At 60.5% G+C, this 20,510-nt stretch carries 20 protein-coding genes and 1 pseudogene; 9 read left to right on the top strand and 12 right to left on the bottom strand.

The annotated features are described in order from the left end of the window. Window positions 1-33: 33 nt before the first annotated feature. Complete coding sequence (locus tag OF122_RS12690) at window positions 34-1,587, bottom strand: multicopper oxidase family protein (RefSeq protein WP_062563567.1); 1,554 nt, start codon at window positions 1,585-1,587, stop codon at window positions 34-36. Window positions 1,588-1,659: 72 nt separating this feature from the next. Then, entirely contained in the window at window positions 1,660-2,058 is a 399-nt protein-coding gene (locus OF122_RS12685; protein WP_045681279.1) for a hypothetical protein, read from the bottom strand. A gap of 81 nt (window positions 2,059-2,139) precedes the next feature. On the opposite strand from OF122_RS12685, the gene OF122_RS12680 reads away from it, so the two are divergent. Further along, complete coding sequence (locus tag OF122_RS12680) at window positions 2,140-2,601, top strand: c-type cytochrome (protein WP_082724933.1); 462 nt, start codon at window positions 2,140-2,142, stop codon at window positions 2,599-2,601. A gap of 53 nt (window positions 2,602-2,654) precedes the next feature. Here OF122_RS12680 and OF122_RS12675 read toward each other — a convergent pair whose 3' ends face one another. Both OF122_RS12675 and OF122_RS12670 read right to left on the bottom strand, forming a co-directional pair. Next, window positions 2,655-3,011 (bottom strand): ion channel, encoded by a 357-nt coding sequence (locus OF122_RS12675; protein ID WP_208990406.1) that lies wholly within the window; start codon window positions 3,009-3,011, stop codon window positions 2,655-2,657. A 140-nt stretch (window positions 3,012-3,151) separates the two neighbouring features. Beyond that, the gene (locus tag OF122_RS12670; protein WP_062563568.1) at window positions 3,152-5,383 is read right to left on the bottom strand and encodes a heavy metal translocating P-type ATPase; all 2,232 of its coding nucleotides are present in this window, start codon (window positions 5,381-5,383) and stop codon (window positions 3,152-3,154) included. Window positions 5,384-5,475: 92 nt separating this feature from the next. Between OF122_RS12670 and OF122_RS12665 the strand changes: the two genes are divergently transcribed. The 4 genes and pseudogenes from OF122_RS12665 to OF122_RS12645 all read left to right on the top strand — a co-directional run bounded on the left by OF122_RS12665 (window position 5,476) and on the right by OF122_RS12645 (window position 10,319). Continuing rightward, window positions 5,476-5,916, top strand: coding sequence for a MerR family transcriptional regulator (locus OF122_RS12665; protein WP_045681275.1), 441 nt, complete (start codon window positions 5,476-5,478; stop codon window positions 5,914-5,916). Further along, window positions 5,913-6,254 (top strand): YnfA family protein, encoded by a 342-nt coding sequence (locus tag OF122_RS12660; RefSeq protein ID WP_244304760.1) that lies wholly within the window; start codon window positions 5,913-5,915, stop codon window positions 6,252-6,254. The genes OF122_RS12665 and OF122_RS12660 overlap by 4 nt, the downstream gene beginning before the upstream one ends. Before the next feature lie 662 nt (window positions 6,255-6,916). After that, window positions 6,917-7,698, top strand: a pseudogene (locus OF122_RS12650) (IS5 family transposase). A 200-nt stretch (window positions 7,699-7,898) separates the two neighbouring features. After that, window positions 7,899-10,319, top strand: a complete 2,421-nt coding sequence (locus OF122_RS12645) for a DUF4238 domain-containing protein (protein ID WP_264224587.1) — start codon at window positions 7,899-7,901, stop codon at window positions 10,317-10,319. Window positions 10,320-10,535: 216 nt separating this feature from the next. On the opposite strand, the gene OF122_RS12640 is transcribed toward OF122_RS12645, so the two are convergent. Together OF122_RS12640 and OF122_RS12635 are read right to left on the bottom strand one after the other, a co-directional pair. Beyond that, complete coding sequence (locus tag OF122_RS12640; protein WP_264224586.1) at window positions 10,536-10,877, bottom strand: site-specific integrase; 342 nt, start codon at window positions 10,875-10,877, stop codon at window positions 10,536-10,538. A 205-nt stretch (window positions 10,878-11,082) separates the two neighbouring features. Continuing rightward, complete coding sequence (locus OF122_RS12635) at window positions 11,083-11,424, bottom strand: RidA family protein (protein ID WP_264224585.1); 342 nt, start codon at window positions 11,422-11,424, stop codon at window positions 11,083-11,085. Between the two features lie 264 nt (window positions 11,425-11,688). Between OF122_RS12635 and OF122_RS12630 the strand changes: the two genes are divergently transcribed. After that, window positions 11,689-12,537 carry an IclR family transcriptional regulator gene (locus OF122_RS12630; protein ID WP_264224584.1) on the top strand — a complete coding sequence of 283 codons (849 nt, stop codon included), beginning with the start codon at window positions 11,689-11,691 and terminating at the stop codon, window positions 12,535-12,537. Window positions 12,538-12,542: 5 nt separating this feature from the next. Here OF122_RS12630 and OF122_RS12625 read toward each other — a convergent pair whose 3' ends face one another. The 5 genes from OF122_RS12625 to OF122_RS12605 form a co-directional block, all read right to left on the bottom strand. Next, window positions 12,543-13,814, bottom strand: a complete 1,272-nt coding sequence (locus OF122_RS12625) for a TRAP transporter large permease (RefSeq protein WP_264224583.1) — start codon at window positions 13,812-13,814, stop codon at window positions 12,543-12,545. Between the two features lie 8 nt (window positions 13,815-13,822). Next, the gene (locus OF122_RS12620; protein ID WP_264224582.1) at window positions 13,823-14,287 is read right to left on the bottom strand and encodes a TRAP transporter small permease; all 465 of its coding nucleotides are present in this window, start codon (window positions 14,285-14,287) and stop codon (window positions 13,823-13,825) included. Between the two features lie 66 nt (window positions 14,288-14,353). Continuing rightward, window positions 14,354-15,337 carry a TRAP transporter substrate-binding protein DctP gene (gene dctP / locus OF122_RS12615; protein ID WP_264224581.1) on the bottom strand — a complete coding sequence of 328 codons (984 nt, stop codon included), beginning with the start codon at window positions 15,335-15,337 and terminating at the stop codon, window positions 14,354-14,356. 78 nt (window positions 15,338-15,415) lie between these two features. After that, a complete protein-coding gene (gene puuE / locus OF122_RS12610) occupies window positions 15,416-16,327 on the bottom strand; it encodes an allantoinase PuuE (protein ID WP_264224580.1) in 912 nt (303 codons plus the stop codon). A 10-nt stretch (window positions 16,328-16,337) separates the two neighbouring features. After that, window positions 16,338-17,573: a Zn-dependent hydrolase gene (locus OF122_RS12605; RefSeq protein ID WP_264224579.1), complete on the bottom strand. Its 1,236-nt coding sequence runs from the start codon at window positions 17,571-17,573 to the stop codon at window positions 16,338-16,340. Between the two features lie 564 nt (window positions 17,574-18,137). On the opposite strand from OF122_RS12605, the gene OF122_RS12600 reads away from it, so the two are divergent. The 3 genes from OF122_RS12600 to OF122_RS12590 are packed head-to-tail and all read left to right on the top strand — an operon-like array spanning window position 18,138 to window position 19,568. After that, window positions 18,138-18,458 carry a hypothetical protein gene (locus tag OF122_RS12600; RefSeq protein ID WP_264224578.1) on the top strand — a complete coding sequence of 107 codons (321 nt, stop codon included), beginning with the start codon at window positions 18,138-18,140 and terminating at the stop codon, window positions 18,456-18,458. After that, window positions 18,455-18,973 carry a helix-turn-helix transcriptional regulator gene (locus tag OF122_RS12595; protein ID WP_264224577.1) on the top strand — a complete coding sequence of 173 codons (519 nt, stop codon included), beginning with the start codon at window positions 18,455-18,457 and terminating at the stop codon, window positions 18,971-18,973. The genes OF122_RS12600 and OF122_RS12595 overlap by 4 nt, the downstream gene beginning before the upstream one ends. Then, on the top strand, window positions 18,930-19,568 hold the full coding sequence (locus OF122_RS12590) for an ImmA/IrrE family metallo-endopeptidase (RefSeq protein ID WP_264224576.1): 639 nt from the start codon (window positions 18,930-18,932) through the stop codon (window positions 19,566-19,568). Before OF122_RS12595 ends, OF122_RS12590 begins: the two co-directional genes overlap by 44 nt. Here OF122_RS12590 and OF122_RS12585 read toward each other — a convergent pair. Then, window positions 19,565-20,503 carry an alpha-glutamyl/putrescinyl thymine pyrophosphorylase clade 3 protein gene (locus tag OF122_RS12585; protein ID WP_264224575.1) on the bottom strand — a complete coding sequence of 313 codons (939 nt, stop codon included), beginning with the start codon at window positions 20,501-20,503 and terminating at the stop codon, window positions 19,565-19,567. The two genes, OF122_RS12590 and OF122_RS12585, sit on opposite strands and share 4 nt — an antisense overlap. Window positions 20,504-20,510: the final 7 nt, after the last annotated feature.

Genomic DNA, 20,510 nt, shown 5'->3' with positions numbered 1-20,510 from the left:
GGCGGGGCGCCATGTCCGGACGACCCGCTGGGATCAGACGGACGCCGTGACCGCGAATTCGGTCATCATCCCCGTCGTAAGGTGCGGCATGTGGTGACAATGCAGCATCCATCGGGCGGCCTCACCGACATCGAGGGCGACATCGACCATCGACATCGGTGGCACGTGAACCGTGTCGCGTAGTGCACCGGCGACCCGACGCCCGTTCAGCCCGACGACCTGGAACACATGGCCGTGCAGATGCATCGGGTGCGCCATCATCGACATGTTGTGGAACGACAGCACGACCCGCTCACCGCTGCGTGCGGTGATCGGCTGGTGCTGGCCCCAGACTGCCCCGTTTATCGTCCAGACGTACGGCTGCATCGAACCGCCCAGCATCAGCATCTGGCTGCGGTCCACGGGTCGATCCGGCAGAGCGTCCAGCGCGATGAGGCGCGCCTCCTGCGCCAGATCGGTGTCGAACGCGGGCGCTTCGGCATCCGCCATTGCATCGAGACGCCGCACTTCGGCACCCTGCGTGGCGAGGATCAGGCCGGTGCGCTCGCGCGCGCCTTCGCGCAGGGCGAGGATCGGCCAGGCGCCGCCTTCGTGCGGCAGGTCGATCTCGATGTCCAGACGCTGGCCCATTGCCAGACCGAACCGCGTGCCGGCGAGAGGTTCGACCGCGTGCCCATCTACCGCGACCAGCCGCGCCTCGGCACCGCCGGTCTCGATCCAGAATACCGTCGCCGCAGCGGCGTTGATGACCCGAAGCCGGATACGGCCACCGCGCTCGACCTGGACCACCTCCGGGTCCGACAGGGTCCGGTCATTGGCGAGATAGGCGTCCCAGTCATAGTCGTTCAGGTCCATGGCCATGCCGCCCATCTGGCCGCCCATACCCATCATCCCGCCCATTCGGGGCATGTTGCCCATCGGCATGCCGCCCGTGGCGCCATGGCCCATGGCCCCGTGATCCATGCCCTGCATCGCCCCCATGCCTCCCATGGGAGCGCCCTGATCGGGCAATGCACCGGCACCATGGCCCGCGCCGTGCCCGCCGCCATGACCTGCGCCGATCTCGGCCAGAACCTCCTCGGGGGCCTTGAAGGAGAAGTCATGAAGGAACATCACGACGTCTTGCCGGTCGGCAGCAACGTCCTCGGCCGAGCGCACGATCAGCGGCGCGGCGAGCAGCTGCATCTCCTGGGTGGGCACATGGCTGTGCATCCAGTGCGTGCCGGGCCGTGCCTCGAAGTCGTAGGATCGGGTTTCACCCGGTGCGAGGAGGGGCATCGGCATGTCCGGCACACCGTCCTGCGCGTTGGGCGGGATCTGTCCGTGCCAGTGGATGATGGTACCGACGTCCAGGTCGTTGGTCAGATCGACCCGGAACCTCTGGCCGGGGTCGAGGATCAGTCCCTGACCGCCGGGGCCGGCAAGCCCGAAGACCGTGGCAGCGCGACCGTCGATGTCGAGCGTGCGCGTCGCAGCGGAGAGGCTGATCGGCGCCACCCCTTGCGCGAAGGCGATGCGGGGCAAGTGTGCAGCGCCAATGGCGGCCGCACTTGCGGCAAGAAAGCCGCGTCGAGAAAGCATGTTCATGGTCGTCTCCTCGGGACTTCCGTCCCGTTCATCAATACCGATGGGGCGCCTCGGGCGTCTGCCCGGGCGCGCTCAGAGGAGACGGAGCTTGGGAGGTCGTTCGTTCAGTCCCGGCGCACGGCTGACGTGGATTGCCGCGGACGGGACGTCATGACTGGCGGCGCCGTAGGCGTGCCCGGCTTCCTCGCCTGCCGACGTCAGGAAGGCAGAGAGGCCTGCGCATACGAACTCGCACATCTCGGCATCGGCCGATCCACAGTGCTCTCCAGCGTCACAGTCGAAGCCCGAAATGACCGGAGAGTGCATCATGTCGGCGACATGCATCGCGTGATCCACACCGGAATTCATGCTCATGCGTGTCGCATGCGCGGAGGTCACCGTCGTCACCACGGTGATCGCGAGTATGGCAAGCATGGTGACGACACGTTCGAGCATGCTGCAAAGATAGGCATTGCTCACGAGAATGTCCATTGTCGCAGGCGCCTCGCCGCTGGCACAACGTGGTCTCGACCAAACGCGAATGTTATTCCGCAGTGATCGGCGATAGACGTCTTGAAAAAAGCTCTCCGAAATACTGTCGTGATCGGTCTGGTCGTCGGAGGTGTGATCCTCGCGGTCTTTGCTGGCTGGCGTTATGCCGGTACCGCATCCACCGCCGTGGCGTCGGCGGACATCATCGCGCAAGGACGCCAGATCTATGCGGATCAGTGCGCCGCCTGCCACGGCGCGGAACTGGAGGGCCAGCCGGGCTGGCGCTCGCCGCTTCCGTCCGGCCGGTTGCCGGCGCCACCCCACGACGCCAGCGGCCACACCTGGCACCATCCTGACGATGTCCTGTTCCGCATCGTTAGGGAAGGCACCGCCGCCGTGGTCGGCGGCGGATACGAGAGCGACATGCCCGGCTTCGCAGACGTGCTGAGCGACGCGGACATCCGCGCCGTTCTCGACTACATCAAGAGCACATGGCCAGAGCGCGAGCGCCGATACCAAGAGAGGGTGTCGGAGGCAAACTGACATTCCCCATGGTCGTCGGCTGCTACTCGCGCCAGGCCAGTTCGCAGACCGAGTTAGAGGAACGTCGCCGACCAGGTCAGCACCATGAAGCCGCCGAGCGACTGCATCATGTTGACCATCCGTATCGGCCCGGTTGCCTCGATCTGCGTGTACCCGAGCGTGGCGAAGTTGACGCCGGAGAAGTAGATCAGGCCGCTCCAGCATGGGTCGTAGCTGCCGTCGAAGCCTCCCACGCCCCAGCCCTGCAGCGCCCTGTAGACTGCGGCGAAAGCCAGGATTTCAATCGTGTGGAGCGCGAGCAGCCCGACGAACGCCACCATGATCGCCGCCTGCGGTCTCTCTTTCGAGTTCGGCTTCACGCCCCGGACGGCCAATAGCCCCGTAGTGGTGCGCGACCAGATGGCGGCCACCAGCGCGAAACCGAGCAGAAGCCCGATTCCAGTTGCAGCATGTTGAGCACTCGCGGCGGAACAGTACCCCGAGGTTTATGTTCTCAGCGCTCGGCCCTGCGGCATGGCAGCGGAACCATCGCCCTGCCGATGATCTGATCTCAGGCCTCACGTTCCGGATCAAACGCAAGAAGCCGCAGCGCGTTCAGTGTGACGAGCACCGTCGCGCCGGTATCTGCAAGGATCGCGATCCACAGCCCGGTAATGCCGAGGATCGTCGTCACCAGAAACACCGCCTTAAGGCCGAGCGCGATCGCCACATTTTGCCTGATGTTCGCCATGGCTGCGCGAGCAAGGCGAATCTTGCCGGCCACATCGGTCACGCGATTGCGCAGGATCGCGGCGTCCGCGGTTTCGAGCGCGACATCCGTTCCCGAGCCCATGGCCACGCCGATGTGGGCGGTGGCGAGTGCAGGGGCATCATTGATGCCGTCGCCCACCATCATGACATGGCCCGTGGCCATCATCTCGCGGACCGCCGCGACCTTGTCTTCAGGCATCAGTTCGGCGCGATGCTCAATGCCCAGCCCAGCGGAAATGGCTGCTGCCGTGCGCCGGTTGTCGCCGGTCAGCATCACAGACGCGATGCCAAGCGCCTTGAGTTGCTGCACCGCGCGGGCGGCATCCTCTCGGGGTTCGTCCCGGAGCGCTACGAGTCCGACCAACTGGCTCCGGCGGAAGACCGCGACGACTGTCTTGCCTTCATCTTCCATGCCGACCACCGCCCGGAGCGCGTGGTCGTCCAACACACCGCGCTCCCCGGCGAACCGTGGAGAGCCCACCCAGGCGGTTTCACCCTCAACGACTGCTTCGGCCCCTTTGCCCGGAAGCGCTTTGGCGGCGGTCGCGGCCAGGAACGGCGCTCCCGCAGCTTCCGCGCGGGACAGGATCGCCTCCGCCAGAGGATGGCTCGACCCCGCTTCGACGGCGGCAGCCAGCGCCAGCACCTCTGTCTCCGATCCCGAGATCGGCACCACGTCCGTGACGCGCGGCCGTCCGTGGGTCAGGGTTCCGGTCTTGTCGAATGCGACATGCGTGGTGGCCGCCGCGGCCTCGATCACGGCGCCTCCTTTCATCAGCAGCCCGCGACGCGCGCCTGAAGAAAGCGCAGAGGCGATGGAAGCCGGTACCGAGATCACCAGCGCGCAGGGGCATCCGATCAGGAGAAGCGCGAGCGCCCGGTAGATCCACGTATCCCAGCCTTGCCCGAACGCTAGGGGCGGGACGATGGCCACCAGCACCGCAACTCCGACGACGGCCGGCATGTAGATGCGGCTGAAACGGTCGATGAAGCGCTCGGTCGGGGCCCGGGCGCTTTCCGCTTCCTCGACCAGCCGGATGATACGGGCAATGGTGTTGTCCTCGGCCGACTTGGTGACCCGAACACGCAGCGCCGCCTCGGAATTGATGGAGCCGGCAAAGACGGAGGCACCGGGTTCCTTCAGCTTCGGCACACTCTCGCCCGTGACGGCGCTCTCATCGACGCCCGAGGTGCCCTCGATAACTTCGCCATCTGCCGGGACCCGGTCTCCCGGGCGCACCAGAACGATCTGGTCCACCTGCAGCTGGTCGGCTGGTATCACCCGAGTCCGGCCGCCGATCTCCAGGATCGCGGTCTTCGGTACCAGACGAGCGAGCGCCCGGATCCCGTCGCGGGCCTTGTTCGCCGCAACACCTTCGAGAACCTCCCCGACGGCGAAGAGGAAGACGACGAGCGCCGCTTCCTCGGCGGCGTCGATGACGAGCGCGCCGCTGGCGGCGATTGTCATCAGCATCTCGATCGTGAACGGCATCCCCGCTCTGGCGGACGCGACGGCGCGGCGTGCGATAGGGGCGACACCAATGAGCGTCGCGAGGATGAATGCCCACGTTGCCACATCCTGGGAGGCGAGCAGTTTCACGGCCCATGCCGCCGCGAGGAGGAGACCGGTGCCGATCACCAGTCTGCCCTTCGCGGTCTGATACCAACGCGAACCGGGCCCGGGACCGCTCTCGGGCCCTGTCGATCCAGCGTTGGGCTCGAGTCCTGCGGCATCTCGCGAGCCGTCCGCACGGGACGCTTGCTCATCGTCCGGCAGCACGAAGCCTTTCCGATCGGGGCTCGATCCTTTCGCCGCGATCCCGTAGCCGAGCCGCTTGACGATTGCTTCGATCTGGTTGCGAGGGGTCTGCCCTTCATCCAGAGTCAGCCGAAGCCGCTCGGTCATTAGCGCCACATCGACGTCGCTCACGCCAGGCAGGCGTTCGACCGCACCCCGGACCTTGCCGGCGCACGACGCACAGTCCATCCCGGAAACCGTCCATTCGTAGGTTGCACTGTCGTTCGCCGTCATCACGCCCTTCCAACCCGCCCAGCGGGCAACATTGTATTTGCTGAGTCGGGAACCTAAGGTCTCTAGTAGCTATAGCTTCAAGAGGAAATCTGATGCTCACCATCGGAAAATTGGGCGAAGCGGCCGGCGTGAAGGTTCCGACGATCCGCTACTACGAGCAGATCGGGCTCCTGCCGGAGCCAGATCGCAGTGCCGGGAACCAGCGGCTCTATGGGCAGTCGGCACTGGATCGGCTAGCCTTCATCCGCCATGCGCGGGAGCTCGGTTTTCCGCTGGACGCTATCCGAGACCTTCTGAGTCTCTCTGACAGACCCGATCAATCCTGCGCAGCCGCCGATGTCATCGCCAGGGCGCAGCTGGCCGAGGTTGAAAGCCGCCTTGCGCGCCTGACTGCGCTGAAAGGCGAACTTGAGCGCATGGTCGTGCAATGTGCAGGCGGTCGGATTGCCGATTGCCGGGTCATTGAAGTTCTGGGCGACCATTCGCTATGCGCAACCGATCACCAGCATCCGGAGAGCGAGGCGGCATCGTGAAAGCACCCGGCACCCTCGCCATCTACATCGGTGCCGCTCTGGCCGAGATTGCGGGCTGCTTTGCGGTCTGGGCATGGATGCGGCAAGGCGCGAGCGCGCTCTGGCTGGTCCCCGGCCTCCTGAGCCTGGCCGTCTTCGCTTGGCTCCTGACCCTTGCCCCCTCCGATTTTGCGGGGCGGGCCTACGCAGCTTATGGCGGGGTCTATATCGCAGCCTCGCTCCTCTGGCTGTGGCTCATCGAGAAGCAGCGCCCGGACACTTGGGACCTGACAGGTGCCGCAATCTGCCTCGCCGGTGCGGCCGTCATCCTGTTGGCGCCGAGGGCGGCTGGTGGATGATCGGGGGTGCTCTCCAAGATCAAGGCAGCCGACTGCCGCTCATCGTTGCCGACATCACGATAGAGCCAACCTTTGCGGACGGACTCCCGCTCTTCCAGCGTAGCAGCTGTGCGCATCAAATAAAATCAATGACTTATACTGGAGAAGGTTGGACGTCAGACCCATCCCCTCCGCCATTTTCGCTATAAAATTCTTCTTATTTCATGTCCGATGGCGATGATGGCCACGGTATTGCACCGCTCGCTGTTCACCTACCTTTGACCGGAGAGCTCATCAGTAGCTCTCTCACCGGCGCAATTCTCCAAACCTCTTGCCTTCCTCAATGAGGTGATGGGTAGTTTATGGTTTATTGGTTGGAGCGTTGACCCGGTTATGCGCTTAGCAGTCCGGCCAGTTTTCAGCGTGCTGAATGACCGAATGTGGCGCATTGCTGCCCGGCAATTCCGGGGCCGATTCCAGACTGACCGGTTCTGGCAAATAAACGAAGAAAGTCGCCGTTCAGCTACCGACCCCATTTCGGCCATTGGCCAGAGATGAGACGATCGTGAAAGCCGCCAGCAAAAGTCTTCGCTCCCCACAGAGAAGACCTAGGTCGTGTTGACAAAGTGGATTCCCAAATCAGGTGAAGTCTGATTCAACACTCCTCTTTATGGGGAGCGATGATGGCACGCGGCGATCTGACCGATGAAGAGTGGGCAGTAATCGAAGGGTTCTTGCCCACAGAGCGCGGACGGAAATCCCGCCCTGCTCATGATAATCGGCGTTTTCTCAACGGCATGCTGCATGTGCTGCGGGTTGGCTGCCCCTGGCGCGACATGCATGAGCGCTACGGCAAGTGGAACTCTGTCTATGTCCGGTTCCGGCGCTGGGCCGAACAGGGCGTCTGGGATGCCATCCTTGAAACGCTGGTCCAGATGGGGCTGACCGATGACTGGCAGCATATGATCGACAGCACCACAGTTCGGGGCCATGTATCGGCAGCCGGCGCAAAAGGGGGACTCACAAGGAGGCTTTTGGTCGATCACGCGGCGGCTTTACGTGCAAAATCCACGCCCGCTGTGACAATCAGGGACGCCCTCTTGGCTTTGTCCTGACAGGCGGGCAAGCCTCGGACTATGGCGCGGTCGGCGAACTCATGGCCCTGCCGGTCAACAAGCCAAAGGCACTTCTGGCCGATAAGGGCTACGACGGCGATGCTGTTCGAGAAGCCCTGCTGCTACAGGGCATCTTGCCAGTCATCCCGCCAAAGGCCAATCGCAAGGTTCATATTCCCTGCGACTTCTCCCGTTACAGAGACCGCAACCGCATCGAGCGCATGTTCGGGTATCTCAAGCACATGCGTCGCATCGGCACCCGGTATGAGAAAACGGCTCTGTCATTCGCAAGCTTCCTCAACCTTGCAGCCATCCGCAGGTGGCTAAAAGACTTTGTCAACAGGACCTAGGCTAGCGTGGGGTATCCCGCGGCATTTGCTGCGGCTACTTCAAAAAATATCTGCCGCGGTGGTTCCTTCATATTGAGTTTGTCTTCAGCGTCTCAGAAGCCTTAACCTCCCATCCAAAATCTAGAGATGACGCCCGAGTCTGAGAACTATGGGCTAGGCTGAGCGCAGAAAAGCGCGACGAGGGCGGGGTCACTATCTCGATGTCGATCACCAGGAACAACCACTACGTGCCCCAATGGCACCAACGGCGGTTTCTGTTGGATGGGCAAAACGAGCTCGCGTACCTCGACCTAACGCCTGAGATGCATCGGAGGGGTGATGGAACCCATGTTCCTGGCCAATCGTTGCATCGGACACCTACTGTGCGAGCCTTCGTAAAGAAGGATCTCTACTCCACCTTCTTCGGCACTGCGGTAAGCGATGAGATCGAACGTCGGCTGTTCGGTGATATCGACACCAGAGGTGCAGATGCGATCCGGGCCTTTGAGGGGTCCGATCAAGCGGCATGGCATGCCAATTTCGAAACCCTCTTCGAATACCTCGACGTCCAGAAGCTGCGCACGCCCAAAGGACTTGCCTGGCTGAGGACGCAATATCCTGAGCTCTCTCAAAATCAGCTGATGATGGAAATGCAGAGCCTCAGGATGCTCAATGTCACCACCTGGACTACAGGTGTCCGGGAGATCGTCTCTGCCGAACAAGCGAACACAAAGTTCATCGTGACCGATCATCCCGTGACGGTTTACAATTATGCTGTTCCGCCTCGGGACCGCCTCAATAAATATCCGTGCGACCCCTCGATCGCGTTGAAATGTTCGCAAACCATCTTCCCCCTCGGCCAAGACCACTGCTTGATCCTCACCAACCTCGAGTACGCAAAAAATCACGCGGCCAATCCACTTGAGAAACGCACGTTTGCGCGCCGCTTCCACAACGCCCTCGTGAACACGATCAACTTTATCCGCACGCGGCACCTCACCGACGAGCAGGTGACCGAAATCAACTTCATCGCAAAGGCCAGAGCGCACAGGTACATCGCAGCTGGACGAAAGGAGTGGTTGTATCCGGAGGAAACGGTAACCAAGTCGTGGCGGGACCTACGGTCCACCCTCCTTCCTCCGGAAGATGGGCTCTTCCATTTCGGAGGGGAGATGTATGTCGGATATGAAGACGGTCGGGTGGACTACCAAGATGAGTTTGGTCGGCGCGAAGGCCCGCGGCCTTGGCTAGTTAAGCCTGCACCCGCTCAACCGATCGGCAACCGGGAGCTTTGCCCATGCGGATCCGGATTGTCATTTTCTGCATGCTGCAAGACCAGACCGCAGCACTTACGGACCAGCTGGACAGAAAAGAGCATTCGCGAACGGAACCTGATGTTCCTGATGGGCATCGAGAACCTCCTTGAGCTCGACGGCAAGGACTGGGAAGAAATCCGCCGCAGCATGACCGACGAGAAGATCGCGACGTTGTACGACATGTACTCGTCGCTCTGGCCCCGAGAGACTGATCTGCTGGCGTTGTTACCGAAACCAGACGGTACGTTCCGGTCGGTATTTACCGGGTCACTGCATCCCAAGCTCATCCCTGAGTTCGCCTTGGGCGCGCCTTTGTATTTCGGAGAAATCCTCATTCAACATCCCTTCGTCAATCCGATGTCCTTGAAAAAGGAGATGCGCCCCACCGAAGACCCGCACGCATATCGAGGGGAGGTGCTCAAGTCGCTCATGACGTTCTTGAACATCGTTCCCTTGGTGCAGGCGGGCTTGGTTCATCTCATTCCTGATCCGTGGGACTTCGACTTTCATCTGCGGGACCAGACAATGAGGATGGCTGAGGCGAGACGGCCTTGGATGAGTATGGAACTCAAGGACGATGTTCGATTGGAAGAGATCGTCAATGAAGACATGCGTCGAATGATGCTGGGATTGCCAGATGAGGCACACCTGTCGCGGTTAGCAGAACTGCCGGAGGCCGATCTTCCGACCGACACAGCTGCGCTGCTGCGCTATTTGGAACAGGAGAGGCTCGATGATCCGCTGGCCGTTCTCCAGGAACGCACCCTTGGCGCTGGAGGCCAATTGAACGCCATGCAAATGGCGCCTAACTTCGAGATGACAATGTACCTAGCGCAGGCTACCGGTGCGCAAATTCTGACCGATAGCCCATTCCGATGGCGGGAATTGCAGTTGGCGCTCAACCGAAGGTACCTGGGCACTGCCCCCGCGCTTAAGGAATTGCGCGCAGCGGTCCATGCGTCTCCACTCCGTTTTCCCATTGGTTTCGAGCCACTCATAACTGTCAAGGATGAGGGCGCCTTCACAGGCATCACCGCAGTGTTCAACGGCGCGTATCGATACCTGCGCACAACCACACCCGACACGACAAGGTCGAACTATGAGGCGCAACTGGCGGCCCGTTTCAATCGAAACAAATCGGTGGCGGACGCGCTTTTCGACAAGAACCGAGTACCTCATACCGTGGGCAAGGTCACGAGCATGTTCCGGCTGGGGGGACTTCAGGACAATCACATCAATCGATTGCTGCTGATGTCGAGTTCGGAGAATCACCTTGACGGCGTGCCCATGGCGACGTTCGTTGAGCGCTGGTCCCACTCAAAGTGAGGGACGGATGATGGTACGACCTTCAATAATTATGACAGGCGTGGCCGCTGTTGCCTAGGACTGCCAGCGTTTTCGCCCGAGGTAGTTTCAGGGCGGACTGACACACCCTGTCCCTATGTCTTAAAATCCGTCTGGACGAATGAAAGCTGCATGTCTCCTTTCCACCCCGCAGCCGCCGGTCGGCAAACGCCCCCATCTCAACCGTTCAGGAGCACTTTAGCGATTGCCCGTACCTGCCTCTTGTTCCGTTTCACCAAGAGGCATTTTGGGGGCCGCGCTTGCTGCCTGTCTGGTCCTGGCCACGATGTAGATAAGCCGTGCAAAGTCGTCGACGGTGCCTCCGCGCCACTCGAGCCAAGCCAGAAGGCTGGCTCTCACTTCGGTGGTGATCTCGAAATGGACTGGACGAGCTGTCTTCTGCTGCACGGCGATCGCACGGGTCCGAATTTCCGGTCCGGCAGCCAGATCGCGGATCCTGATCTTGACGAGGTCGCGGACGTTAAAGCTAACCTCAGGCGTTATCCCGCCCGTACCAAGATGTCTCGCGTGCTTGCGCAACAGCCTATTCGCGACCGGGTTATGTCCAGCCGTCACCACGCTCTATACCCTCCTAAACGCGTCACGCCAATGCGGCGCAGCCCGCGGGGCAATGGCACGATATCGCCGGTCCGCGACCGAACGTTCACATGTACGCCCGGCAGCCTGAAGCACGGCAATAGCTCCCCAAACTACCGCGCTACCAGCACTGCCGGGAGCGCTTACGTCAGACGACTGCGATTGCGCTGATTTCCACACGCAGAGAGGGATTGGCCAGTCGGGCTTCAATGGTAGCGCGGGCGGGTGCGGCCTGCTGATCGACCCATGCGTCGTAAACCGCATTCATTGCTTCGAAATCCATGATGTTGGGCAGGAAGATATTGACCATGGCCAATTTGGACCGGCTAGTGCCGCCCCCCTCCAGATAGTGGTCGATCTTGGCCAGGACCTGCCGTGTCTGCTCCTCAAGCGACGCGTTGACATCATCGGCAACCTGACCGGAGATATACAGGGTACCGTTGGCGATCACCGCGCCGCTCATGCGCTTGCCAGGATTGAGGTGCTTCATCGTTATTTATCCTCTCAGTTGGGAAATGCGGGCTACGCAGAAGCCCGCCTTGGTTAGCGCCGGTCATGCCGGCAGCAGACCGCACAAAACGCCTCGCTTGTGGCAGTTCAGGCGGGATGGGTTTTCTTTAACGAATCTGACAATAGGCTTGCCCGGCGGTTGAAAATGGGCCAAACCGCTCGGCATCTGCTGCACAGCTTATCTCGCCCACTGATAGAGGCCGGGCCAGACGATCGCCCGCCCAGGAAGACGCCGTTGTCCCCTATGCGGTATGAAGAACTGAGAAATCACGGCCAGCGCTGGACGCTGGACGACACCGAACCGACGGCGCGAAGCCTGGTGCCCGCGGTCCATAAAGCCATCCAGATACTGTCCTTTATCAACCAGCAGCCACGCGCCGTCACTCTCTCGGCGATAATCGAGAATACCGGAATCACCAAGAGCCATTGCTTCTCGATCCTGCGCACGCTGGTCCATCACGGCTGGCTGCACTTCAACCCCGACCTCAAGACCTACGAACTGGGCACGGGCATCCTGCGCGATGTCTCCTCCATCACCCTGGAAGCGTCCCCGTTCTTCGTGGCCAACAGCATCGTTCAGGATTTGCCGCTCAAGACGGACACGTCTTGCATTCTCTCCGAGCCACACCCAGACGGCGGCTTCGTAGTAGTCGGAAAAGCCAACGCCCCGGGCAAACTGGAAATCTCCTATCCTGTAGGACACCACTATCCCCGTGATACGAGCGCCCACATGAAGGCGCTGCTGTCGTGGGTGGAAGTCAGCGAAGTGGAGGCCTGGCTGGCGGACTGGACGCCCGTTTCCTATACGTCCCAATCCGCCACCAGCATGCAAGAGGTGTGGCGCCAGCTTGAACTGACGCGTGAGCGCGGCTACGCGCTCAGTATCGACGAGTTCACCGTTGGCATCTCCGCCATCGCGCTTCCCATTTTCGATTTCAGTGGGCAAGTCGTCTACATCCTCGACTGCGTAGGGCTCACGCCGGACATCACTCAGCGTCAGGACACGGTGGCAGAGGCTCTCATCGAAGCCGTGGGGGAAATCCATCGCGCGATCGGCGGTCTGCCGCCGGCGGGGTTTCCCGCCGTCGGGTGACCCACTCAACGCATCAACCACTGCGGCAGAGCAAGCGAAATCTGCGGGACCGTGATCACCAGCAGGATTACCAGAAGCACCGGCACGAGAAACGGCAGTGTGGCCATGAATCCTTTCATGTATGGCATGCCGGCAATGCGCGTCACCACGAACAGCGCCATCCCGATGGGCGGGGTCATGAGGCCGATCATAACTGTCATCACCATGATAATGCCGAACTGCGTGGGGTCGATTCCATATTGCAGTACGACCGGCATAAGGATGGGCGTCGTTATCAGGATGACGACGAGGTTATCTAGAAACATTCCGCAGACTAGCAGAAGCAGCACCAGGATGATCGTGAGCTGCCATGTTTCGTCCGCGAAACCCACGAGGAGTTGCGTAAGATCGCGCGCCACGTTCTCGTAAACAAGAATCCACCCGAACAGCATGGAGGCCGCAACCATGATCAGGATGGTCGCCGTCAACTCGAAGGTTTCCACCAGAACCTTGCCAATGCCGCGCAGATCGAGGGTTCTGTAGAACACGACCCCGAGGATCAGTGCATAAGCGCTGGCTATCGCCGCCGCCTCCGTAGGCGTAGCGATTCCTGCGGCGATCGAACCTATGATGATTACAGGCAGCAGCAGCGCCGGGACGCCCTGGATCAACGCCTGGCCCCGCTGCAGCCAAGAATGGCGCGGCTCGGCCGGCATGCCACGTGTGGTAGCGTAGACGAAGATTGCAATATGCAAAAACAGCGCGCAGAGCAAGCCTGGCAGAATGCCCGCGAGAAACAACTGCCCCACAGAAACGTTCGCCACAAAGCCATAGACCACGAGGGCCAGGCTCGGTGGAATGACGCCAGCAAGGATGGTGGTCGCGGCTGTGGTGCCCACAGCGAAGCCAGTATCGTAGCCACGTTCCTTCATCGCCTTGAGCTGAATCGACCCTAGTCCAGCGGCATCGGCCATGGCAGAACCGCTCATCATCGAGAAGATCAGGCTTCCATAGACGTTGACGTGGCCCAGCCCGCCCCGCCAGTGCGCCACCATTGAGTTGGCGAAGTTGAAGAGCCGCGTTGTGACCTGCGAGGCATTCATCAACAGCCCGGCAAAGATGAAAAATGGCACGGCCAACAGCGTGAAGCTGTCCACTCCCGCCACCATCCGCTGCACCCCGACCAGCGGATTAAGCCCATTGGCAAACATGTAAAGCAAGGAGGCTGCGCCAATCGCGGCGAACACTGGCGTCCCGATGAGCATCAGAAAAATAAGGCTGGCGAACAGCAGGAACATGGACGACCTCAAGAACCGGATTTCGCCCGCAGGGCACGCTCTATGACGCGCGCTACACCCAGCAGCGCGAGGATGGCGATGGCCGTGTAGAACCACCCTGTTGGCAGCTGCAGCGCTGGACTGCGCGACGCCCTCAGAGCGCCTGCCAGCGCATAGGCGTACCAAGCAAGTGCGCACAGGAAGGCTAGGGTGACCAGAGACGAAAGAAGCGTCGCGGCCTCCCGAAGCGATACGGGCAGATAGCCGTTGTCGATGACAATGTGTGAGCGGTTCTTGATGCCTGCTCCGATGCCAAGGCCAGTTATGAGGATGAGGCCGTAACGCCCGAACTCTTCATACCAGGTGAGGCTGAACGAGAATCCGTAGCGAAGCACGACGCCTGTCAGCATGACCACGAATATCGCCAGCAACGCGACCACGCCGATGAGCCGTTCGATCTGGATATCAGCGATGGAGGATAGGAAACGGCGCATCTTGGCACCTCTTACAGCCTGCAACGAAGGGGGCCGGGCTGCCGGCCCCCGGGTGTTTCGCGATAGTCAAAGATCAAGGATTGCCTGCAGTGCTTCGGGCGAGGCGCCCTGCATTTCGGCGAAAGCGGCCTGGGCCTCCACCGCGATCTCGGCAAAGGCTTCTCGGTCCACCTCCACAAAGGTGAGCTCACCGCTTCCTTCAAGCTCCTCCCGCAGCCCCTCTTCAAGTCCGTACAGTAGCTGGCTTCCGCGTTGTCCCCAAAGAGCGGCAGCTTCGTCCAGACATTGTTGTCCAGCTTCGTCTAGCTGCTGCAGAGCCATGTCCGAGACGATGAACAGGGTGTAGTCCACCATGTGACCCGTCAGGTTCACATATTCCTGCACTTCGTAGAAGCGGTTGGCGTAGGTCATGCTGAGACCGTTGACCGAGCCTTCGGCAACCCCCTGCTGCAGGGCCAGATAGACCTCATGCAGGGCTATAGGTGTCGGAGCTGCGCCCACCGCCTCAGGGAAGGCCATGTAGATGGGCATATTGGGCACCCGCACCCGCAGTCCAGCCATGTCCTCGGGCGTTTCAAGCGGCCGGTTAGAGGTCACATGGAAGAAACCGAAAAATGCGGAGGACAGGATGTGCTGGCCGGTTGCTTCCTCCCAGCCGGTCCAAGCCTCGCGGAACAGTTCGCTGTCCATGTACCGCATGGCGTGGTCGCGGTCGCGGAAGACGAAGGGGGCCGCAGAAACAGCCAGCGGGGGATAAGAATTCGCGGCAAAGATGAAGCCTGCGAGCTGGGCATCCAGCCCGCCTATGAGAAGTTGCTCCTGCATCTGGGCATCGCTGCCCAGTTGCGAGGCCGGATAGACCTCGAAGCGATGCTCGCCGTCAGTGCACGCTTCAAATTGCTCCGTGGCCTCTAGCGCGGCAACATGAAAGGGATGGGTCGCATCGAAGACGTGACCTAACCTGAATGTTGCTCCTTGGGCGCTGGCGCCGGAAAACGCAACCACCAGCGCAAGGGCTGAGACAGCTGTAGTGCGGGCAAGTTTCGACATTATAGAGCTCTCCGTGCTGCATATAAAACTACGTACTGTATTTGGAACATGTTACGAGGCGGGCGTCAATCGGCGGGGTCAGACGATCGGCGGATGATGCGCCCGCCAGTGCTCCGCAATGTCGATCCGGCGCGTTACCCACACGTCGTCGAGAGTGGTGATATGGTCGAGGAAGCGCTCCAGATCGGCCGCCCGGCCAGGGCGACCGGCGATGCGGCAGTGCAGGCCAACGCTCATCATCTTGGGCGCTACGCTACCTTCGCGGCGTAACAGATCGCACGCCCGGATCAGGTAGGTCGACAGGTCGGGTGCCTGCAGCCCAAAGCCGTTCAGATAACGGACGTCATTGCTGTCCAGCGCGTAAGGGACGACGAGCTGGGGCTCCCCATTCTCCGTTGTCCAGTAAGGCAGGTCATCCGCAAATGAGTCGGAATCGTAGGCGAAGTCACCTAATTCCAGCAGGAGCCTACGGGTGTTCTCGCTCATACGACCGGTGTACCAGCCTCGTGGCGGCTCACCGACTACCTCCTCGTGCAAGCGGATGGACTCGGCAATCTGCGCGCGCTCCTCGGCCTCAGGCATGTGAGCGTAGTTGATCCATTTGAGTCCGTGAGAGGCGATTTCCCAACCGGCCGATTTCATGGCAGCGACAGCGACGGGGTTCTTAGCCAGGGCCGTCGTGATGCCGAACACCGTGACCGGCAGATTGCGCTCGGTCAGCATGCGGTGGAGGCGCCAGAAGCCAGCACGGCTGCCATATTCGTACTGAGACTCCACGCTGATATTGCGCGCGCCCAAAAAGGGAACGGACGGGTCCTCAGCCAACATCGCCTCAGACGCCGTGTCCCCGTGCAGAACGGAGTTCTCCCCGCCCTCCTCGTAATTAATGACGATCTGGATTGCCAGTTTGGCTTCGCCCGGCCATCTGGGATCGACCGGTCGGTCCGCATACCCGATGAGGTCGCGCGGATATTCAGAAACATCGGCCATGTGGAACTCCTTAGTAGGCGAGGCGATATAGCGTTTCAGTAAGTACCTTTATCCCCGCCACGATGTCCTCGATGCTGGAGAATTCGTCGGGGGTATGGCTGCGGCCGTCCTTGGACCGCACGAATATCATGGCAACCTTGGCTATCCGCGCCATCTGCTGAGTGTCGTGTCCGGCGCCACTCGCCATGGACATATAAGGAACGCCGTACGTGTCAGCCGCTGCCTTGAGTTGTGCGAGAATATCGGGATCGGAGGGACAGGGCGGCTGGTCATTGAGAATTTCCCAAGACAGGTCCAACCCGCGGCGCGCTGCCACTTCCTGCATCTGCCGCTCATGGGAAGCATAGAGCGCATCCACCCGCGCGGGATCGGGGTGACGCACGTCGATGGAGAACTCCACCGAACCGGGAACGACCGCAATACCATTGGGATCGGATATGACACGTCCCACGGTAGTCACCGCAGGACGCCCCCAGCGATGGGCAGTGTCGATGACGCCCGACGCGATTTCGGCAAATCCTGCCATCGGATCACGGCGCAGATCCATCGGGAACGCGCCGGCGTGATTCTGCTCCCCCTTGAGCGTAACGAGATAATGGCGGATGCCAGTGACGCCGGTAACCACCGCCACTGGCAACCCGGCCTGCTCTAGGATCGGCCCCTGCTCGATGTGAAGTTCGATAAAATACTCGATGTCGTCACGCTTGGCTTCTTCGACCCTTTTGGGATCAAGCCCGACCTCCCTCATCGCCTCGGCTATGCTTTCTCCGGTAAAGGCCTGTACCGTGTCAGCATCTTCCGGTCTGGTCCGGCCGGTGACGGCGCGCGACCCCCACCATTGGGCAGTCGGAAAGCGGCTGTTCTCCTCCTCACACAGGGCGACGCATTCCAAAGTGCGCCTGGGCTGGCCATAGGTTTCGCGCAGCACCTTGAGCGCCACGATACCAGCCAGCGCCCCGAGAGTGCCATCATAGCGTCCGCCAGGGGTCTGAGTGTCAATGTGCGAGCCAGTTACAATCGCCTTGCCCCCCTGGGAGCCCGGTAGGCGTCCCCACACATTGCCGACCGCGTCCTCACGCGCCTCAAGCCCGGCCTCACGGCACCATTTAGCATACTGTCGCGTCGCCCCCACCCATTCGGGCGAATAGACTGTACGCGACACCCCGGTCCCGCCATCCGAGCCGTACTGGGCCATCTCCAGGATCAGCTTCTCCACGTAATCAGGATCTATTGCGAAACTGCCCACCGAAACCTCCGTCATTCTTTTTACAGAACTCAAGTTCTGCAAAAAGAACATCTGCTGTCAACGGCTTTATCCGGGGACTTTGGGTTTTTCGCCATCAGCACCGCCGACCACCCCATCCCATGATGCCAAGTCGCCTGCTTCAGGATCGTCTAATCTCCAGACTGACAGGCGACACATGATATGAAATAGCTTTGCTAAAGCCCTTGCCTAGAGCCTCGCCTGCTCTGCACCGGTGGCAACGGCCAGGATTGAGCCCTGAAGAGGTGATGGCTCGCTAAACGTGCGACTATGTCTGGTGGTTACACAGATGCGTCGAGACCCTGGGCGCACGTCTGGCGCGGTACCGACGACGAGTTCCATAGGGCTATCGCCGTGGTTGAAGAGTTCTCCCGTGGCAGGCCAGACCCTCTCCAAGGGTTGCACTCCAGAGTAGCACTCGATAATCGATATTTGGTTGCCTGACGAACGATTCGACTTGTTCCCTTCCCCGGCTTGGTCCTCACTACTAGCAACGGCGAAGTCGTGAAGAGCGTTAATCCCGGGTCTACCGGCGGACGATTTGCCTTGGAGCTGACTTATCTGACGCCGGCCATTAAGTCGGCGACCAACGACGGCGAGACGGCGCAGCAGATGCTTGGGAATGACCTTGCTCGGTCCTTTCACGGTCTGATCGCCGATATGAGGAATGCCATGTACCTTGGCGAAATGCCGGACGAGCCGACCATTATGGATGGGACCGAGTTTGGCCTAAACTATCCGTTGGGAGATTCGGCGGTATTACAGATTGAGCCGGTGGGTGTCGGTGCGATCGACGGGTCTTCGTGGCAAAACGTCCATCGCGTCAAGCTCCTGCGCATCCTCAGTAATGGAGAGGTGCTGGTATGAGCGAGCCAAATTGGTCGTCACCACCGGGTGATACCATCCTGCGTTTGATGGACAATAAGGAAATGGACGCGAGCGAACTCGCGGACGCCCTGGGTCTAAGCGACCACGAATTCAACAACCTTGTCGCCGGCGAGCGCCGTCTGACCGAAGAAAACGCGAAGGCTCTTGCCGAGAACCTTGGGTCGACTGCACGCTTCTGGCTTTCGCGAGACGCAGCATACGTGCTCGATATGGCCCGTCTCGACGGCCAAAACTCCCCAAATGCTGAAGTTTCCTGGCTGGATTCAATGCCCACGTCGTCAATGCGGAAGTATGGCTGGGTGTCCAAAGGAATTCGAGCCAAGGACAAGCTGAAGGACGAGATTTTAAAATTCTTCGGCTGTTCCACGCTCCAGGAATGGGGACAGCGATATTCCTCTGGGATTCGGAGCAGTGGCCTTTCGCACGTCTGTTACTCTCGAATCCGACGGCATGGCGACGCTCGTCTGGCTGCGTGCCGGAGAGCTGGCGATTGAGAGCCTTGATCTGCCGAAATTTGATCGCGATGCTTTTCAGGCAATCTTGCCTGGATTGAAAAAGCTTTCCGCGTTCAAGCGGCCAGCTTCCTTCTTGCCTCGCCTCGTAGAGGCCTGTCGCTCCGTTGGCGTGGCCGTCGCGACAACGCGTACACCTGAGGGCTGTCGGGCTAGCGGCGCCTCATGGTTCAATTCAAACGGCAATCCAGTCATTTTGCTGAGCTTCCGCTATATGGCCGAAGATCATTTCTGGTTCACCTTCTTCCATGAAGCAGGCCACGTCGTGCTGCATGGGGAGCCGCATATCGACGGTGACGGTCGTCCCGTGATGGGATCGGATACCGAAAAGCAGGAATACGAAGCAAACAAGTTTGCCCAGGACCTTCTTTTCCCGGAAGAACTGCGCGAAATGCTGATTTCACATGGATATCGGACGCAAGCAGTGCGGGACATCGCGCGCGCGGCCAATGTCACCCCAGGCATCATCGTGGGCCAACTAGAAAAGGCGGGTGTGGTGCGTCAAGGGGCCTTGAACCACCTCCGCCATCGCTACAAGTGGGGTGATAACCCGCACATCCCCGAGCTCGCTGGTTAACCTCGGAAATAAACGAACGTCGTTGGATTTTTCTGCCAGTTGCACAGGCTATCTTCGAGCACCTGCTTGCCGACATTGAGATAGTCATCGAGGGTGTCTATCCTGGCTTCAATGCTTTTTGGCATAGCCTTGGCCTCAGTCGACCCGAGCAGCAACAGCTTCCCACCCGACAATGGGCCGGTTGCCCCAACAAAGTGAACGCTGTCCGGTTCGATCGGCGCCAAATCGAGTTTCCCGATCATGGTCAAGAAATCGAATTTCCCCAGTCTGCCAAATCCGTAAACCTCCTTCATCGACTTATAGAGCTGCGAGAAAACCACCGAGGGCTCTTGACCAACCTTCTCATGAATTGCCCGGACTCTGGCATTGATACCGCCAGGGGAGAGTAGCCAATCGGAAAACGTGGCAAACACTCTTGAGATCACTTCCGCCTGCTTGCTCTGATATTGACGATGATTGGAAAACCGCCCCGAGAGCAGCTTGTCCTCAAGCTCAGCCTGATGGGCGAGGAGCATGGCATCAAAACCGGCCGGATCGCCGGCATAGTTAGACAAGGTCCAGGTAGGACCGGCGCCGAACGATCCCATCACATTAGCCGCTAGTTTCCACGCGTCGGTCTGGTGCTTCCCGAAATGAGTGCCGATGAAGGCTAGCCAAACGGCCTCGTCGCGCGAGCCCTTACTATCTAGGAAGAAGGCACCCTTCAACGGGTCGAACAGATCGGACTGCGGCTCAATGCGTAGCGGCGACATCGCAGGGCGCTGGCGAAAGATGCGCACGTACTCAATGCGCCTCAGGCTCGATATCATCTGAGCGACCAATGTAACCCTCGCCGCGGGATCATTGATGCCGGGAAGAGGGCCATGATCGGCCTCATATGCGGATAGTCCGGCCAGCAGGTCGTTGCAGCGGCTTCTATGGCTTCCCTTGGTCATCTTTCTT

It is taken from the genome of Pelagibacterium flavum, from assembly GCF_025854335.1.
Taxonomy (GTDB): Bacteria; Pseudomonadota; Alphaproteobacteria; order Rhizobiales; family Devosiaceae; genus Pelagibacterium; species Pelagibacterium flavum.
The sequence above is the reverse complement of the archived record's forward strand: the minus strand, read 5'-3'. Positions and strand labels throughout refer to the sequence as shown.

Excerpts from the sequence above, each read along its gene's own strand:
- OF122_RS12690 (WP_062563567.1), bottom strand. The coding sequence starts at position 1,587 with ATGAACATGCTTTCTCGACGCGGCTTTCTTGCCGCAAGTGCGGCCGCC.
- OF122_RS12685 (WP_045681279.1), bottom strand. The coding sequence starts at position 2,058 with ATGGACATTCTCGTGAGCAATGCCTATCTTTGCAGCATGCTCGAACGT.
- OF122_RS12670 (WP_062563568.1), bottom strand. The coding sequence starts at position 5,383 with ATGACGGCGAACGACAGTGCAACCTACGAATGGACGGTTTCCGGGATG.
- OF122_RS12665 (WP_045681275.1), top strand. The coding sequence starts at position 5,476 with ATGCTCACCATCGGAAAATTGGGCGAAGCGGCCGGCGTGAAGGTTCCG.
- OF122_RS12645 (WP_264224587.1), top strand. The coding sequence starts at position 7,899 with ATGTCGATCACCAGGAACAACCACTACGTGCCCCAATGGCACCAACGG.
- OF122_RS12635 (WP_264224585.1), bottom strand. The coding sequence starts at position 11,424 with ATGAAGCACCTCAATCCTGGCAAGCGCATGAGCGGCGCGGTGATCGCC.
- OF122_RS12630 (WP_264224584.1), top strand. The coding sequence starts at position 11,689 with ATGCGGTATGAAGAACTGAGAAATCACGGCCAGCGCTGGACGCTGGAC.
- OF122_RS12625 (WP_264224583.1), bottom strand. The coding sequence starts at position 13,814 with ATGTTCCTGCTGTTCGCCAGCCTTATTTTTCTGATGCTCATCGGGACG.
- OF122_RS12620 (WP_264224582.1), bottom strand. The coding sequence starts at position 14,287 with ATGCGCCGTTTCCTATCCTCCATCGCTGATATCCAGATCGAACGGCTC.
- dctP (WP_264224581.1), bottom strand. The coding sequence starts at position 15,337 with ATGTCGAAACTTGCCCGCACTACAGCTGTCTCAGCCCTTGCGCTGGTG.
- puuE (WP_264224580.1), bottom strand. The coding sequence starts at position 16,327 with ATGGCCGATGTTTCTGAATATCCGCGCGACCTCATCGGGTATGCGGAC.
- OF122_RS12595 (WP_264224577.1), top strand. The coding sequence starts at position 18,455 with ATGAGCGAGCCAAATTGGTCGTCACCACCGGGTGATACCATCCTGCGT.
- OF122_RS12590 (WP_264224576.1), top strand. The coding sequence starts at position 18,930 with ATGGCGACGCTCGTCTGGCTGCGTGCCGGAGAGCTGGCGATTGAGAGC.
- OF122_RS12585 (WP_264224575.1), bottom strand. The coding sequence starts at position 20,503 with ATGACCAAGGGAAGCCATAGAAGCCGCTGCAACGACCTGCTGGCCGGA.